At 67.2% G+C, this 14,362-nt stretch carries 16 protein-coding genes and 2 tRNA genes; 6 read left to right on the top strand and 12 right to left on the bottom strand.

Annotation, left to right across the window (positions count from 1 at the left end; all coding sequences use genetic code 11):
* Window positions 1-451: 451 nt before the first annotated feature.
* Window positions 452-673 carry a hypothetical protein gene (locus tag AC1UKG_RS10675; RefSeq protein WP_018732818.1) on the top strand — a complete coding sequence of 74 codons (222 nt, stop codon included), beginning with the start codon at window positions 452-454 and terminating at the stop codon, window positions 671-673.
* An 81-nt stretch (window positions 674-754) separates the two neighbouring features.
* Here the strand turns inward: AC1UKG_RS10675 and AC1UKG_RS10680 are convergent, their stop codons facing one another.
* From AC1UKG_RS10680 to AC1UKG_RS10705, 6 genes are all read right to left on the bottom strand, one after another.
* Complete coding sequence (locus AC1UKG_RS10680) at window positions 755-1,552, bottom strand: carbon-nitrogen hydrolase family protein (protein WP_018745221.1); 798 nt, start codon at window positions 1,550-1,552, stop codon at window positions 755-757.
* Window positions 1,553-1,677: 125 nt separating this feature from the next.
* Window positions 1,678-2,967 carry an ATP-dependent Clp protease ATP-binding subunit ClpX gene (clpX, locus tag AC1UKG_RS10685; RefSeq protein ID WP_018745222.1) on the bottom strand — a complete coding sequence of 430 codons (1,290 nt, stop codon included), beginning with the start codon at window positions 2,965-2,967 and terminating at the stop codon, window positions 1,678-1,680.
* Window positions 2,968-3,172: 205 nt separating this feature from the next.
* Window positions 3,173-3,835, bottom strand: a complete 663-nt coding sequence (locus AC1UKG_RS10690) for an ATP-dependent Clp protease proteolytic subunit (RefSeq protein WP_018216646.1) — start codon at window positions 3,833-3,835, stop codon at window positions 3,173-3,175.
* 14 nt (window positions 3,836-3,849) lie between these two features.
* On the bottom strand, window positions 3,850-4,491 hold the full coding sequence (locus AC1UKG_RS10695; protein WP_018216647.1) for an ATP-dependent Clp protease proteolytic subunit: 642 nt from the start codon (window positions 4,489-4,491) through the stop codon (window positions 3,850-3,852).
* Between the two features lie 170 nt (window positions 4,492-4,661).
* Window positions 4,662-6,008 (bottom strand): trigger factor, encoded by a 1,347-nt coding sequence (gene tig / locus AC1UKG_RS10700; RefSeq protein WP_018745223.1) that lies wholly within the window; start codon window positions 6,006-6,008, stop codon window positions 4,662-4,664.
* A gap of 143 nt (window positions 6,009-6,151) precedes the next feature.
* Window positions 6,152-6,225: transfer RNA gene (locus AC1UKG_RS10705), tRNA-Pro, on the bottom strand.
* A 280-nt stretch (window positions 6,226-6,505) separates the two neighbouring features.
* On the opposite strand from AC1UKG_RS10705, the gene AC1UKG_RS10710 reads away from it, so the two are divergent.
* Window positions 6,506-6,579 (top strand) — tRNA-Gly (locus tag AC1UKG_RS10710).
* Window positions 6,580-7,031: 452 nt separating this feature from the next.
* On the opposite strand, the gene AC1UKG_RS10715 is transcribed toward AC1UKG_RS10710, so the two are convergent.
* Complete coding sequence (locus tag AC1UKG_RS10715; RefSeq protein WP_018745224.1) at window positions 7,032-7,181, bottom strand: hypothetical protein; 150 nt, start codon at window positions 7,179-7,181, stop codon at window positions 7,032-7,034.
* Between the two features lie 848 nt (window positions 7,182-8,029).
* Here AC1UKG_RS10715 and AC1UKG_RS10720 point away from each other — a divergent pair.
* Window positions 8,030-8,416, top strand: coding sequence for a hypothetical protein (locus AC1UKG_RS10720; RefSeq protein WP_018745225.1), 387 nt, complete (start codon window positions 8,030-8,032; stop codon window positions 8,414-8,416).
* A 125-nt stretch (window positions 8,417-8,541) separates the two neighbouring features.
* On the top strand, window positions 8,542-9,108 hold the full coding sequence (locus AC1UKG_RS10725) for a hypothetical protein (protein ID WP_026271557.1): 567 nt from the start codon (window positions 8,542-8,544) through the stop codon (window positions 9,106-9,108).
* Here AC1UKG_RS10725 and AC1UKG_RS10730 read toward each other — a convergent pair.
* Entirely contained in the window at window positions 9,034-9,741 is a 708-nt protein-coding gene (locus AC1UKG_RS10730) for a DUF3995 domain-containing protein (RefSeq protein WP_482642337.1), read from the bottom strand. The genes AC1UKG_RS10725 and AC1UKG_RS10730 overlap by 75 nt on opposite strands.
* 387 nt (window positions 9,742-10,128) lie before the next feature.
* Between AC1UKG_RS10730 and AC1UKG_RS10735 the strand changes: the two genes are divergently transcribed.
* Entirely contained in the window at window positions 10,129-10,557 is a 429-nt protein-coding gene (locus tag AC1UKG_RS10735; RefSeq protein ID WP_018814712.1) for a hypothetical protein, read from the top strand.
* A 52-nt stretch (window positions 10,558-10,609) separates the two neighbouring features.
* Here AC1UKG_RS10735 and AC1UKG_RS10740 read toward each other — a convergent pair whose 3' ends face one another.
* From AC1UKG_RS10740 to AC1UKG_RS10755, 4 genes are all read right to left on the bottom strand, one after another.
* Entirely contained in the window at window positions 10,610-11,578 is a 969-nt protein-coding gene (locus AC1UKG_RS10740; protein WP_018745228.1) for an NAD(P)-dependent alcohol dehydrogenase, read from the bottom strand.
* A 10-nt stretch (window positions 11,579-11,588) separates the two neighbouring features.
* Window positions 11,589-11,849, bottom strand: coding sequence for a hypothetical protein (locus AC1UKG_RS10745; RefSeq protein ID WP_018216654.1), 261 nt, complete (start codon window positions 11,847-11,849; stop codon window positions 11,589-11,591).
* 20 nt (window positions 11,850-11,869) lie between these two features.
* Window positions 11,870-12,220 (bottom strand): ArsR/SmtB family transcription factor, encoded by a 351-nt coding sequence (locus AC1UKG_RS10750; protein ID WP_050564032.1) that lies wholly within the window; start codon window positions 12,218-12,220, stop codon window positions 11,870-11,872.
* Window positions 12,221-12,403: 183 nt separating this feature from the next.
* A complete protein-coding gene (locus tag AC1UKG_RS10755) occupies window positions 12,404-12,991 on the bottom strand; it encodes a hypothetical protein (protein WP_018745229.1) in 588 nt (195 codons plus the stop codon).
* 133 nt (window positions 12,992-13,124) lie between these two features.
* On the opposite strand from AC1UKG_RS10755, the gene AC1UKG_RS10760 reads away from it, so the two are divergent.
* Window positions 13,125-14,354 carry a GNAT family N-acetyltransferase gene (locus AC1UKG_RS10760; protein WP_482642338.1) on the top strand — a complete coding sequence of 410 codons (1,230 nt, stop codon included), beginning with the start codon at window positions 13,125-13,127 and terminating at the stop codon, window positions 14,352-14,354.
* The last annotated feature ends 8 nt before the right edge of the window (window positions 14,355-14,362 follow it).

Raw genomic sequence — 14,362 nt, forward strand, 5'->3', positions numbered from 1 at the left:
TAAACTACCCGGACTATTCCGTGATCGTCAACCTGGCTATTCAGGCGACAAACCCGTCCTTTGCCGGCCCACAATCACGCACGCTAACTTCGCGGTCGTTACTGTTGTGGGAATCGACAGACCGGCCGACGTCCGCTTCGCGGCCATCCGCCCGGCTCCTGCCGGCTTCAGTACTCTACCCGGTCGGCTTCGTGATTGCAACTCCGTCTCCGGAAGTTCCTCACACCGCCCGTGCCCCAGCCCCGCTCGGCTGTATCGCCACGGCCCTGGTGCCCGCTCTCTGCCGGTTTTCCCGGCTTCCCGCGTGCAAAGAGAAAGTTACGCGGTCGTCCCGCAGAAGGCAAATCAAGATCCATCACTGGCGCCAGTCGGCCGTGGCACACCTCCGGCAACCCACCCACTCAACCGTGTGCGGAGGACCGGAACCGCTCATCCGTGGGAGAGTGTCTGCATGGCCGAGCTGACAGCGACCCCGGTGCTCGCCAAGGACACGCTACTCGGACTACTCCTGCCGTTCTGGCAACTCGTCATCGGCGCCGTCGTACTCGTCGTCCTGGTCCTGTCGATCGGCCGGCTCGCTCGCCGGGGACCGTCCCGAATGACGACGGCCCTCTTGGTCACGGCCGCCGCCATCGTCGGCCTCGCGACGATCGGTGTGCTGCTCCAGGGCTGAGGACGGCCTTCAACGAACAGCCGCACCACCGACGAGCCGTTACCGCCTGCGGCTCCGAACGCTCGGGCGGGCTCAGAAAGGCTAGAGACGACGGTTGGCCAGGCTCGGCAACTCGGCCCGGACCGTTCGCAGCCGCTCCAGGTCAAGATCGACAATCGCGAGCCCGGAACCATCCGGCACCTGGGCGAGCACCGTCCCCCAGGGATCTATCACCATGCTGCGCCCGAAGCAGGTGCGGCTCGGCTCGTGGTCCCCCGTCTGGGCGGCAGCCGCAACGAAGCACTGGTTCTCGATGGCCCGGGCGCGCAACAGCACCTCCCAGTGGTCCCGCCCCGTGTGCAACATGAAAGCTGCCGGAACGAGGAGTAGGTCTGCCTCTCCGTCCGTGACGAGCTGGCGATAGAGCTCGGGGAAACGAAGGTCGTAGCAGATCGACAGCCCGACCCGAATGCCCTCCACCTCAACGACTACCGGCTGCGAGCCGGCAGCGACCGTGGCTGACTCCAGGTACGACACCCGCCCGGGAATCTCCACGTCGTACAGGTGGATCTTGCGGTAGCTGGCAGCGAGCGTCCCGGAACGGTCGAACACCAGGCAGGTGTTGTACGAATGCTCCGGGTCCGGGCCCCGCTCGTGGATCGAACCAGCGACAACCCAGATGCCGAGCCGCTGAGCGGCGTCGGCGAAGAACCGCCCGACCTCCCCGTCCACCGGCTCCGCGTCCGGTTGCCCCGCGACCGGACCGAGATAGTCGACGTACTCGGGGAGGATCGCGAGATCGGCACCACCGGCTGCTGCCCGCCTCAGCAGGGCCTCGGCGGCGGCCAGATTCGTCTCTCGGTCATCCCGGGCGTTCAACTGGCAGACCGCGACTCGCATGGGACCCAGGCTACGGGCAGGGGAGTCAACGGAACAGGACCAGGATTACGGCCACGTCGCGTCGGCAACAGCGAAGCGCCCAGGACCTCGAGGTTCCGGTTAGACCCCAGCGCGAGTCAACTCGGTCACGCGGACTTCTCCTCACGCTCCCGCCGTGCCCGGCGGCTGGTGAACTCACGCGGAACGATCGTTGGGTTTACGTTCTCCAACACCACGTCACGATTGATCAGAACGCGGGCCGCGTCGGGGTTGCTGGGCACCTCGTACATCACGGAGAGCAGCACCTCCTCCATGATCGCGCGGAGACCGCGGGCGCCGGTGCCGCGGAGCATCGCCTGGTCGGCGATCGCCTCCAGGGCCGACTGCTCGAACTCCAGCTCGACGCCGTCCAACTCGAAGAGGCGCTGGTACTGCCGGACGAGCGCATTGCGCGGCTCGGTGAGGATCTGCACCAGAGCCTCACGGTCGAGGCTACGAACGTTGGTGATCACCGGGAGCCGACCGATGAACTCGGGGATCAGACCGAACTTCAGCATGTCCTCCGGCATCACCTGGCTGAAGGTGTCGTCGGTCGAACGCTCCGAGACCGCCCGCAGCCGGGCACCGAAACCCGTCCCACCGTGACCGGTACGCGCCTCAATAATCTGGTCGAGGCCCGCGAAGGCACCGCCGCAGATGAAGAGCACGTTGGTGGTGTCGATCTGAATGAATTCCTGATGTGGATGCTTACGGCCGCCCTGGGGCGGAACGTTCGCAACCGTCCCCTCCAGCATCTTGAGCAGCGCCTGCTGCACACCCTCGCCGGAGACGTCGCGAGTGATCGACGGATTCTCCGACTTGCGCGCGATCTTGTCGACCTCGTCGATATAGATGATCCCGGTCTCGGCGCGTTTGATGTCGTAGTCGGCGGCCTGGATCAGCTTGAGGAGGATGTTCTCGACGTCCTCACCGACGTATCCGGCCTCGGTCAGGGCCGTGGCATCCGCGATGGCGAACGGCACGTTGAGCATCCGGGCCAGGGTCTGTGCCAGGTGGGTCTTGCCGCATCCCGTGGGGCCCAGCAGCAGGATGTTGGACTTGGCCAACTCAACGCTGTCCGCGCTGGGCGCACCGGCCGCCTCGGCCTGAATTCGCTTGTAGTGGTTGTAGACCGCGACGGCGAGAGCTTTCTTGGCCTGAGCCTGACCCACGACGTAACTATCGAGGAACTGGCAGATCTCCATCGGCTTGGGAAGCTCTTCCCACTTCACTTCGCCCGACTCGGCCAGCTCTTCCTCGATGATCTCGTTACAGAGATCGATGCACTCGTCGCAGATATAGACGCCGGGACCAGCGATAAGCTTCTTGACCTGCTTCTGCGACTTCCCACAGAAGGAGCACTTCAGTAGGTCGCCGCCGTCACCGATCCGTGCCACCTACAGTCTCCCTGCACTCGTCGGCCAGCGATCCGGCCATGGCCCCCGGACACCGCGCGCCGCCCATCTCAGCTACCTGCCGGGTCGACCGGCGAAGCGGTACAGACCCGACGTTACCCGCTGGCGCGGGTTTCTCCGACCCCTAAAACGGGTGTGTCAGAGGTCGGTCGAGGCTTCCCCCGGCCGACCTCTGACCTGATCCGGCTCAGTTGGCGGCGTTAGCGGCCAGTAAGCCCTTCTTACGGCTGGTGAGGATGGTGTCGACCAGCCCGTACTCACGGGACTCCTCGGCCGTCATAATCTTATCTCGGTCGATATCCTTGCGGACCTTCTCCACCGGCTGGTTGCAGTGCCGGGAGAGCATCTCTTCCAGCTGGGTACGCATCCGCAGAATCTCCCGGGCCTGGATCTCGATATCCGAGCCCTGCCCGTAGCCCCCCTCCGTGGCAGGCTGGTGAATGATGATCCGCGAATTCGGCAGCGCCATCCGCTTACCGGGCGTGCCGGCCGAGAGCAGCACCGCCGCCGCACTGGCCGCCTGCCCCAGGCAGACCGTCTGAATATCCGGCCGCACGTACTGCATGGTGTCGTAGATCGCCGTCATGGCCGTGAACGAGCCACCCGGCGAGTTGATGTACATGATGATGTCGCGGTCCGGGTCCGTGCCCTCCAGCGTGAGCAGCTGGGCCATCACGTCATTGGCCGACGCGTCATCCACCTGGACCCCGAGGAAGATGATCCGATCCTCGAAGAGCTTGTTGTACGGGTTGGATTCCTTCACCCCGTACGACGTGCGCTCGACGAACGACGGCAGGACATAGCGGTTGTGCACGGCCGCGAACTGCGGCGGCAGGCTCAGGTCGGTCATCGTCAGCTCCTCGCTCAGCTCAGGGTCCCGGCGCCTTCCGGAACCTGAGCGGCCCCGGTGATCACCTTGTCGATGAAGCCGTACTCCATGGCCTCCTGGGCGGTGAACCAACGGTCACGGTCCGAGTCCGCCTCGATCTCCGCCTGAGTCTGGCCGGTGTGGAAAGCGACCCGCTCCTGGAACATCCGCTTGGTGTAGAGCATCTGCTCCGCCTGGATAGCGATGTCCGAGGCGGTACCGCCCATGCCACCCGACGGCTGGTGCATCATGATCCGGGCGTGCGGCAGGGCGTACCGCTTGCCCTTGGTGCCGGCGCAGAGCAGAAGCTGACCCATTGAGGCCGCCATGCCCATCGCCACCGTGGACACGTCATTGTCGATGAACTGCATCGTGTCGTAGATCGCCATGCCCGAGTAGACCGAGCCGCCCGGCGAGTTGATCCAGAGGTTGATGTCGCGGTCCGGGTCCTCCGCGGCGAGCAGCAGCAGCTGCGCGCAGATGCGGTTGGCGACCTGGTCGGTCACCTCGCTGCCCAGGAAGATGATCCGCTCCTTGAGCAACCGGTTGTAGACCGAGTCGTCGAGGTTGCCAATGTTGTCGCCACCGCGGGCATCGATCGCCCGGAGCGGCGTCGGCGGGATGTGCATGTCGGTCATGGCAGCCCTTCGCTCTCCGTACCGTCCTACCCGACACTAACGGCTCGACCGAGTGGCAGAACCCCGGTCGGGGCACTGTTCGCTCTCAGCGCAGCCCGGTCAGGCGTACCCAAAAACAGGTTCGGCCGTCGCCCCAGCCAAATGGCAGGGACGGCGGCCGAAACCTACGATCATTCCGCGTGAGCGTGCGCGGCCTCGTTCTCGGCGCGCAGGGCGTCGAGGCTTACCGCCTCGCCAGTAGCGTCCTTGATCGTGATGTGATCCATGATCGAGGCCAGGGCCTTGCCCCGCCGGACGTCACCGTAGACCGCACCGGCGGCACCGGAGCGGACCAGCTGGTCGTAGAACTGCTGCGGAGCCACCCCGGCCCGCTGCGCCCGGTGCACGATCTCGTGACCGAACTCGTCGTCGGAGACCTGAATCTCCTGCGCGTCGGCGACGGTGTCCAGCAGGAGCTGAATCTTCACGCCCTGGGTGGCCGCCTCGGTCAGTTCGGTGTTGATCTGCTCCTCGGTCTTCTCCTCGGCCGCGAGGTACTCCTCCATCGAGGCACCGATCCGCTCGAGCTGATCCACCATCGACGCCCTGCGGCTCTCGACCTCCTCGCGGACAACACCCTCCGGCGCCGGCACCTCGGCCGCCTCGACAATCTGCTCAAGGGCCTTGTCCCGGGCGGCGTAGATCTGCTCGACCTGCTTGCTCCGGGTCACCCGCTCGCGGACATCGTCGCGAAGCTCCGCCATGGTGTCGAACTCACTCGCCAGCTCGGCGAACTCGTCGTCCAGCTCCGGCAGCTCCTTCTCCTTGACCGTGCGGACCGTCACCGAGACCTCGGCGTCGCGACCGGCGTAGTCCCCGCCGACGAGCTGCGTGGTGAAGGTCGTGCTCGCGTCGGCTGCCAATCCGACGACGGCCTCGTCCAGGCCCGGCAGGAGCTGCTTGCTGCCGACCTCGTGCGAAAGGTTGGTCGCCGAGCCCCCGGGGACCTCCTCGCCGTCAACGGTCGCGTTCAGGTCGATCTGCACGAAGTCGCCCTCGGCGGCAGCCCGCTCGACGGTCTTCAGCGTCGCGAACCGCTCCCGCAGGCTCTGCACCTGCTCGTCGATCTCGCTGTCATCGATCTTCAGCTCATCTACCGTCACCTCGACCGTCGACAGGTCGGGAAGGTTGAGCTCCGGCCGGATGTCCACCTCGGCGGTGAAGTTGAGCGAGTCGCCGTCCGCGAACTCGGTGATCTCGACCTCGGGACGACCCAGCGTCTTCAGGTCGTGCTCGCGCACCGCCGAGAGGATGTTCTGCGGGATGGCCTCCTGGACCGCCTCGTTGAGCACGGTGCCCCGGCCGACCCGCTGATCGATCACGGCGGCCGGAACCTTCCCCCGGCGGAAGCCGGGAACCTGGACCTGCTGGCCGATCTCCCGGTACGCCTTCTTGAGGCTCGGCTCGAGCTCGACGAACGGCACCTCGATGGCGAGCCGCACGCGCGTCGGGCTCAGAGTCTCGACGGTGCTCTTCACAGGCGTACTCCTTGACGGATCTTGGTGGTCTGGGCGCTGTCTACAGCCCATCGAGTGTAGGCGAGCCGGTACGGCCTACAGGCACTGCCCGGGAACCACACGTAGAACGGCGGTGCCCGGGTCGACCCGGCCGCGAACGACAGTCGGGGTGGCGGGATTTGAACCCACGGCCCCTCGCTCCCAAAGCGAGTGCGCTACCAAGCTGCGCCACACCCCGTGGCGGGATGCAGTCTATGCCGTCCACACCCACGCACACTTCCCCGGGGCCACATCCGATCGCGTGTTCCGCCGTTGGGTCGACCGACGGAGCCCACCGGCCGGCTCGCGGGGGACGGCAACAGCGACCCGTCCGGTCGCACCGCACCCCCCGGGAGCAGCACTGTCCGCGCGCACCCAGACCGGGCCCGTGGTTCGTTCCCGACCACAGCCGCGGGCAGGCTGCGCGGAGATCGGCGGCATTGGGTACGCTGTCGGCGCGCCTCCACACGGAGGCCGTCGCGGGCGTAGCTCAATGGCAGAGCTTCAGTCTTCCAAACTGACGGTGCGGGTTCGATTCCCGTCGCCCGCTCCACCGCACTCCGGCCCAGGTCAACGGCACGATCGTCGAACCTGGGCCGCTGTCGTTTCAGCCCTCTTTGATCTTGCGTGCCATTGGCGTGCCGGTAGCGCCCGCCGTGCCGCCCGAGGCCGCTTCGCGTGCCGTCCGCGTGGCCTTCTTGCCCTTGGCCGGCTGCCGCGCCGCTCTGCGGCTTGCCACCGGGTATGGGGGTTCGGCTGATTGCTGACCGCCAGGACCAGTCACCGCCGTTCGATCGCGGCGGGCCGCGGTGGTGCAGCTACGAGACGTCAACCAGGCGTAGGCCGTCGTACTCGGCGAAGTCGGCGTAGTCCTTGCCGTTGAAGGTCGCCAGCGGAAGCCGGTCGACCCGGCAGCAGGCCGCGATCCAGGGGCGTCGGACGGGGACGCCCCCGATGCTGCGCCCGCGCCTGAAGCTGTCCCCAGGTGGTCCAGGACTACCAGGCTCACGCGGCGCTGGCCCGCCGAGAGGCGTACAGATCGGCGAGGAAGTCGTCCAACTTTTCGTCGGACTCGAACCGGTCCGGCCGGGCCAGGTCGTCGACGGAGGCGACCGGCCGTACACCCTGCCGGCGGGCCCGCTCCTCCGCCGGCACATGCTCAGCGGTCGGCCACCGGAACCCAAGTCGGCTGGGAACAGCCCAACGCCTCGCCGTTCTGCAGTGCACACGTGCGCAAGCCGTTGTCATACGGAACGCAACTGCTAACTTCCCGTGATCTTGCTCTGTGGCCCCGCCCAAGGAACATATCGCCTGATTTCTGGAGTTCTTAATGGAGCTTCACCGCCGTCACCCCAACCACTTCTTGGTCTTCTTCTTCCTGCTAGGCGGCATCGTCACCATTTGGGCCTCTCAGAACGGATGGCAGCTGAGGTTCCTGGTCGTGTCGGTGGGCTCGGCACCTCTGTCTACTGCTGGCCTGATCATGATCCTGGGCGCCCTTGCCAGCCTTGCCAGTACATTTCGTCCTGCGCCGATCGCGCTCAGTCAGTCAGCGCTCCGGCTGCGCGCGGGAGGCATCAACGGTTCCGTGCCGTGGACATCGATTGACGCATTGATACTTGAGCCGCACCAAGGAACGTTGGACAGCAGCGGTGCCCCACGACTGCTGTTGTTTCCGTCGGCGGACGCCAACCTGGGCACGGCAGCTGAATATCAAACAAGGTCGATGGCCGCCACTCGATCGTCCTGCTGTCGCTGGACTCGCTCCGGGAGCCACCGGGGAAGGTTATTCGGGTGCTTGCTACGTATGCAGCACAGCGGTTCATCAACGGAAGCTCGGACTCCGCAGTGGAGACGGAATCTCCCGGTAGCCCGATCTGATCCAGGCGACAACCAGGGATCGCCGGATCTCGGCTACGCCGGGCATCTCAGCCTCCTGACTGTTTCCGCACACGTCCCAGTCTCGCTTGAGGGATCTGCGCACCTCGACAGTGGCAGGTAGGTTGACCGAAAAGAGCCACCTTGCCCCTGGCCTCTCGGCGGCACTCCACGCACCGATCATCGAGATCGACGACTTCGTATCGTGGGACAACTTCACCGGCTGGTGGCCTCGCTTTGACGCCCAGGTACTCACCCCGCTGCTTCGCGGTCAGGATGCCCACTATCACGCGCGGGACTGGACGGACTGGTACGGCAACAGGCTCGGCGAGTGGAAGACCCTCCCCTGGGCCCCGGTCGTGATCTTCGAAGGGCTCACCTGCACCCGCCGCGACACGATCGGTCGGCTCGCCTACGCGGTCTGGGTCGATGCACCGGCACCGCTACGGCTGACGCGCGGCCTCGCCCGCGACCGCGCCGACCTCGTCATCGACACCGCACACCGTGGCTGACCGCTAACGCACACCCGGGCCACCACCGTCCCCGGCGCGGAAGCACCTCTTCCAGAGTAGCGAAGCCAACCCGCCATTGGTATGGTCCACTGCCGCATCGATGAGTCCGGCGGAAAGGGGGCATCATGTCGTCCGAGGTCCTACTCTTCACCGGGGCCATAGTTATGCTCTTAGCGACAGCTGTCCTGCTTGGCAGGACGTTGGCCAAGCGGCGACACTGGCGAATTCTGCCCATGATGGGCGCCCTTACCGTCTCGGTAATAGTGCTGACGATGATCACGGGTCCGTTCGGTGCACGTTCACTGGCGGTGATGCTGGCCGCCGCGCTATGGGGTGCGGTTCTCCTCTCCACCGCCAGCTTGGTGCGACACTCGCACTCACTCCTTGCGACCGTCGTCAGCGTGACTGGTGGTGTCATAGCGATTAACGCGGCGCTGGTTGCCTTTGTGGTAATGAGGTTCAGCTCGACGGACGCCCCCCGGGAGTACGCCCTGCACTGGTTGCCCACGATGTTGACCGGTGCTTTCAAGGATCTGGGTGGGGTGCGCAGCGAAAGCGAGAGGCCGCTGTGGGTGGACATGTCCGAGGAGGCCAGCTTGTTACCGTTGCTGATGGTCTTACTGACGGGCTTCGTCCTGTCCTATGTCGTGCGACGACAGGCCCTCACCCGTATGGCCGGTGTTGCGGGCTGAGCTGGCGCTTGGACCCCCGGTCGACGTCATCCGCCGGCGGTTGGCGCGGCGAGGGCCCGTCTCGTTGGTATCGGGCGGGCCGGTGTCACTGTGCTTCCTGGGCTCCCGCGACGAGCGGGTGAAGGAAATCGCGGCGATGGCGAACAGCGCGCCGCCGGAGAGCCAGACCGGGTCCCAGAGGAACAGATGCCAGGGCAGCGCCGAGCCGAGCCCGGCGGGCAGATCGACCACCCCGGCCACGATCAGTAGGTGCTGCGCCAGGTTCGCCACGCCATACAGGGACAGCAGCGCGGCGGTGCCCCACCCGGCGAGCAGCAGCACCCAGCGCGGCGTCCGGCGGGGGCGTCCGGTCGCCAGGGCCAGGCCGAGCGGCGCGGCGATCAGCTTGAGCACCGCCGTTATCCAGAGCAGGGCAACGAACGCCGACTCCCGGGCCAGCGCCGGCCCTTCAACGGCCGGGCCGAACGTGCCCTGTCCCAACAGGCCGCCAGCCGCCCAGTGGAAGCTCAACCCGGCGAACGACAGCGACCAGAGGCCGGCGCCGTAGCCGGCCCAGGAGCCCCGTCGCCCCCCAACCGCGCCGGCGGCGCCCCCGCCGCGCCGGTCATCGGTGTTCACGGCGCTCCGGCTCACGTTGCCCTCCCGGTGAATCAGCCCCGGTGTGGTGGCACTGTGCGGTTCCAGCACGGACCACCGACCGGCCCGATGCTGACGGGTCCAATGCTGCCACTCAGGTGGCTCGGGCCTAACCATTCGACGGGACGGGCGCTGGCACATTCCCCGTACCCCGCCGGGATCACCGCCGAAGAAGCCAAGAGGTAGGAAGCTCTGTGGTCGGATCTACCGAGGTAGCCGCCCCACACCCAACATCGAGTCGCGCTGCCCGTACGGTCACGGAGGCATTCGCGCCGGCGGTGTGGGCGACGGCCATGCCACTCGCCGTCGCCCTCCACGCCACCGCGCCGTCGTGGTTCGCCGGGCTCGGTTTGGGGGCTGCTCGCCGTCCTGTTCGGTTCCCTTGTGCCGTACGGCATCATCTATCTCGGTGTACGCCGTGGCACGCTCACCGATCACCACATCGGCGTACGCGAACAACGCCGCACGCCACTGCTCTACGGATTCTTCTCCCTGCTCGCCGGCCTCACCGTGCTGGTCTTGCTGGGTGCGCCACGGCCGCTTGTCGCGATGGTTGTCGTGATGTTCGCGGTCCTGCTGGTCACCACCGGGATCAACCAGGTGTGGAAGCTCAGCGCGCATGCCGCGGTGTCGGCCGGCTCCGCTGGTGTGCTCATCACCGTCTTCGGCCCGGCACTACTCGTCGTCGTCCCGGTCGTGGCGCTGGTCGCCTGGTCGCGGGTCCGGCTCCGCGATCACACCACCAGCCAGGTCCTCGCCGGAGCCGCCGTGGGTGTGTTGGTTGCGGTCCCCACGTTCCTCGTACTCTCGTGATCCGGCCTGGCCGGACGTGCGGTGCGACGTCGAACGAGGGTCAACCGGCCGGTCAGACGGTGATGACGACCTTTCCCCGAGCGTGGCCCTCCTCGAGGTAGCTGATCGCCTCGGGCACCTCGCTCAGGGGATAGGTCCGGTCGAGGACCGGGGTGACCTTGCCGGATTCGAAGAGATCGCAGAGCACCGCCAGGTCGTCCCGGTTGGGGCTCGCCACGAAGAACACCAGGCGTTGCCGTACGAACGGCGACAGGGCAAGCCCACGGAGTACGCGAGCCAGCGGGCCGAGCAGCCCGTCGCCCGTACCGCTGTTCAGGATGAGTGTGCCCCGCGGGGTGAGCATGCGTCGGCAGGCGAGGAGCGGGTGATTACCGACGTTGTCGAGGAGCACGTCGTAGCGTCGTCCACTGCGGGTGAACTCCGCTGTGGTGTAGTCGATGACGTGGTCGGCACCCAGGTCGCGGACCAGCTCGACGTTCCGGCTGCTGCAGACCCCGGTCACCTCGGCTCCCAGCGCCTTGCCGATCTGCACGGCGAAGGTGCCCACGCCGCCCGCCGCCCCGTTGACCAGGAGCCGCTGACCGGGTTGCAGCCGGCCGTGGTGACGTAGCGCCTGGTAGGCGGTGAGGGCGGCCACCGGCACGGAGGCGGCCTGTTCCAGGGTCAGGCGGGCCGGCTTCTTCAGCACTCCGGCGTCGTGGCGCATCGTGACGTACTCGGCGAACGCTCCCTGCTGCAGGGCGAACACCTCGTCTCCCACCTGGAGCGTGGTGACGTTGCTGCCGACTGCTTCGACCTGCCCGGCCAGGTCGTGCCCGAGCGTGTTCGCCTTGGGGCGGGTCAGCCCACCCTGGGCCCGGGTGATGTACGGGCTGCCGCGCATGATGTGCCAGTCCACCGGGTTGACCGAGGCCGCCCGCACCCGGACCAGCACGTCGTCGGCACCGACGGCCGGCATGTCAAGATCTTCAAGGGTGAGAACCTCGGGCGAGCCGTACGCGTAGAAACGAATTCCTTTCATGGGTTCCCTCTCATTCCACGCTGCGGAGGATGTGTTCGATCGATGCCGTTCGGGTTCGTAGTTCGGCGAGGTCGACGGCGCTTCGCTGCTGGGCGTCGAGGGTGTTCTCGGCGAGCTTCTCGAACCGGTGCACGAGCTGACGCAGGTCGTCTGCGCGGGCAGCTGCCCGCTTTTCTTTTCGGCCTTCGAACAGCCCGACGATGACCAGGGCGACCAGGAAGGCCGCCACGATGACCACGACCAGCAGGAAGACTGTCGTTGGCCAGGACATTTCCCCTCCAAGTGGGTCCATTACGTTGACTCCTTGGGCGCGGGACCCTTTCCTGGGTCCGGCCGGGTGAGGGTCTGGGCCGCCTCGGCCACCGCCGATGCGGTCAGGTGCAGGTCGAAATCGGTGACTTCGTAATACTTCATGGCTTTGCCATCGTCGGAGAGCTCGAGCCGGCCGGTGATCAGGCCTGCCGCCTCCAGGCGCCGTAGATGCATGTGCAGGAGTGGACGACTCACTCCAAGCTCGCGGGCCAGCTGACTCACGTAGTCACGACGGCCAGCCAGGGTCGCGACGATGCGTAGTCGAATCGGATTGGCCAGAGCCGCCAGCATCTCGACCAGGTCGTCTCCGGTCGGTCCGCTCACTGCCACAAGACCCCTTCACGTGTCATTTTTTTCTTACACGTGAAACCGTAGCAGTCACCACCCCCGCCGGCAATGCTCACCGCTGTTCTCCCCGGAGCTACAGCAACGACTGCCCGATCGGCCAGGGCCGCGTTGCCGGCCCAGGGTCGAACTCAACGCCGACCAGGGTCAACGGAAGGAAGGTCCGGGTCAGCTGTTGGTGATCCAGCTCCAGAACGAAACCACCCACTCGGTCTGCTTGAGCCATCCGAAGCCGAGACTGACGAGAAAGACGGCCGTCACCAGGTGCGCGCCGCGGGCACCGCGCCGCACCCGGCCCAGACGCTGCTCCAGCACCACCCGGCCAACCAGCCGGGCGAGGGCGAAGAGCCCGACCGCGACCAGCAGACTCAGTAGGAAAATCAACAGTGGTGCGGCGAGGTTGCCGCCACCCGAAATCGCCCAGATCCCCCAACAGACGAACGCGAAGAGCGCTCCGCCGGCGCTCCACTCCCGGCCCGGGCGGAGCTGCGCGAGGTGCCAGCTGATCGGCCGACGCGAAGCCCGCGCCTCCGGCCAGCCCGCCTCCGCCTGCTCCACCACCGGGAACGGCGTGGTCCGACGGGCACTGGTCTCCCCTACCGAGGCGACCCCCCGCTGGAAGGCATCCGGCTGCGGCGGCATCCCGGCCTCCGGCTGCGGCGGCACCGCATCTCCCCACTGCGGCGGCACCCCGACGCCTGGCTGCGGCGGCACCTCGACGGTCCGCTCGGCCCACGGTTGCGTCTGGTCGGCCATGTCGTCCCTCCCCTGGACCAGACGGGGACCGGCGGGCCCCGTCTGACTATCGAGGGTAGCCAGCACACAAATGTGGGTCCGCTACGGACCGCCGGGCCAGCCGACCCCGGCGCAGTGCGCTAGACACGAGGACATGACCTTCGTACCGCACTTCGGTGTCGCCCGGACCGAGGAGCTCGAGAAGTTGGGTGAACTACTCAACAGCCTCTTCCACAGCAGCCTGGACGCCGAGTCACAGGCCGTCCAGCAGAGCACCCTGGAGCCCGAACGCACCCTGGTCGTCCGCGACAACACCGAGCTGGTGGCGACCGCCACCGCCTTCACCCGCGACCTGACCGTACCGGGGGCGTGTCTGCCCGCGGCACACGTCAGCATGGTTGCGGTGGCGCCGACACACCGCCGCCGCGGTCTGCTCACCGAGTTGATGCGGCGGCAGCTCCGCGACGTACGTGACGCCGGCACCGAGCCCGTCGCGCTGCTGTGGGCCAGCGAAGGGCGGATCTACCCACGCTTCGGCTACGGCCTGGCCTGCCAGCAGTTGGTGGTGGAATGCGAGACCACAGAGCTACGCCTGCCCGATCCCACCGCCGCTGAGAGTCGACTCCGCCTGACCAGACCGGCGCACTGCCGGGGTGAGCTGGCCCGGGTGTACGACCGGGTTCGGCCCGACCGGCCCGGCTGGTCCAGTCGCAACGAGGTGTGGTGGAACTATGTCCTCGCCGATCCGGCCGCCCGCCGGGCGGGAGCCACCGAACGTCGAGCTCTGCTACACGAGGGCCCCGACGGCGTCAACGGGTACGCGCTCTTCCGCACCCGCAACGCCTGGGACGCGGTCGGGCCGAAAGCCGTCACCATGGTTGACGAGGTGGTGAGCGGTGATCCGGCCGCCAATCTCGCGATGTGGCGCCTGCTGCTCGCCCTCGACCTGACCCGCCGGCTCACGCTGCGCGGCGTACCGCTGGACGACCCGCTGCTGCGGCTGCTCAACGAGCCACGCCGGCTCGACGCACGACTGACCGATGCGCTCTGGCTACGGATGGTGGACCTACCGGCGGCTCTCTCCGCCCGACGGTACGCGACCCCGGTTGACGTGGTGCTGGAGGTCACCGACGACCTGCTGGCGGAGAACGCCGGTCGGTGGCGGCTTACCGGCGGGCTGGACGGGGCCAGCTGCGTACCCAGTGCCGGGGCGGCCGACCTGGCCTGTGACATCCGGGCCCTCGGAGAGCTGTACCTGGGCGGTGCCGGACTGGGCGCACTAGCGGCGGCCGGCCGGGTTCGGGAGCTGCGGCCCGGCGCCCTGGCCGCAGCCGGGCCGGCCTTCGGTTGGCACCGGGCTCCCGCTGCCATGGAGATCTTCTGACCCCGCGG

The organism is Salinispora sp. CH2A1_6, from assembly GCF_056820975.1.

Bases quoted from the DNA above. Each gene is read 5' to 3' on its own strand.
- AC1UKG_RS10675 (WP_018732818.1), top strand. From the start codon at position 452: ATGGCCGAGCTGACAGCGACCCCGGTGCTCGCCAAGGACACGCTACTC.
- AC1UKG_RS10680 (WP_018745221.1), bottom strand. From the start codon at position 1,552: ATGCGAGTCGCGGTCTGCCAGTTGAACGCCCGGGATGACCGAGAGACG.
- AC1UKG_RS10690 (WP_018216646.1), bottom strand. From the start codon at position 3,835: ATGACCGACCTGAGCCTGCCGCCGCAGTTCGCGGCCGTGCACAACCGC.
- AC1UKG_RS10695 (WP_018216647.1), bottom strand. From the start codon at position 4,491: ATGACCGACATGCACATCCCGCCGACGCCGCTCCGGGCGATCGATGCC.
- AC1UKG_RS10725 (WP_026271557.1), top strand. From the start codon at position 8,542: ATGTCGTCCGAGGTCCTACTCTTCACCGGGGCCATAGTTATGCTCTTA.
- AC1UKG_RS10740 (WP_018745228.1), bottom strand. From the start codon at position 11,578: ATGAAAGGAATTCGTTTCTACGCGTACGGCTCGCCCGAGGTTCTCACC.
- AC1UKG_RS10745 (WP_018216654.1), bottom strand. From the start codon at position 11,849: ATGTCCTGGCCAACGACAGTCTTCCTGCTGGTCGTGGTCATCGTGGCG.
- AC1UKG_RS10755 (WP_018745229.1), bottom strand. From the start codon at position 12,991: ATGGCCGACCAGACGCAACCGTGGGCCGAGCGGACCGTCGAGGTGCCG.
- AC1UKG_RS10760 (WP_482642338.1), top strand. From the start codon at position 13,125: ATGACCTTCGTACCGCACTTCGGTGTCGCCCGGACCGAGGAGCTCGAG.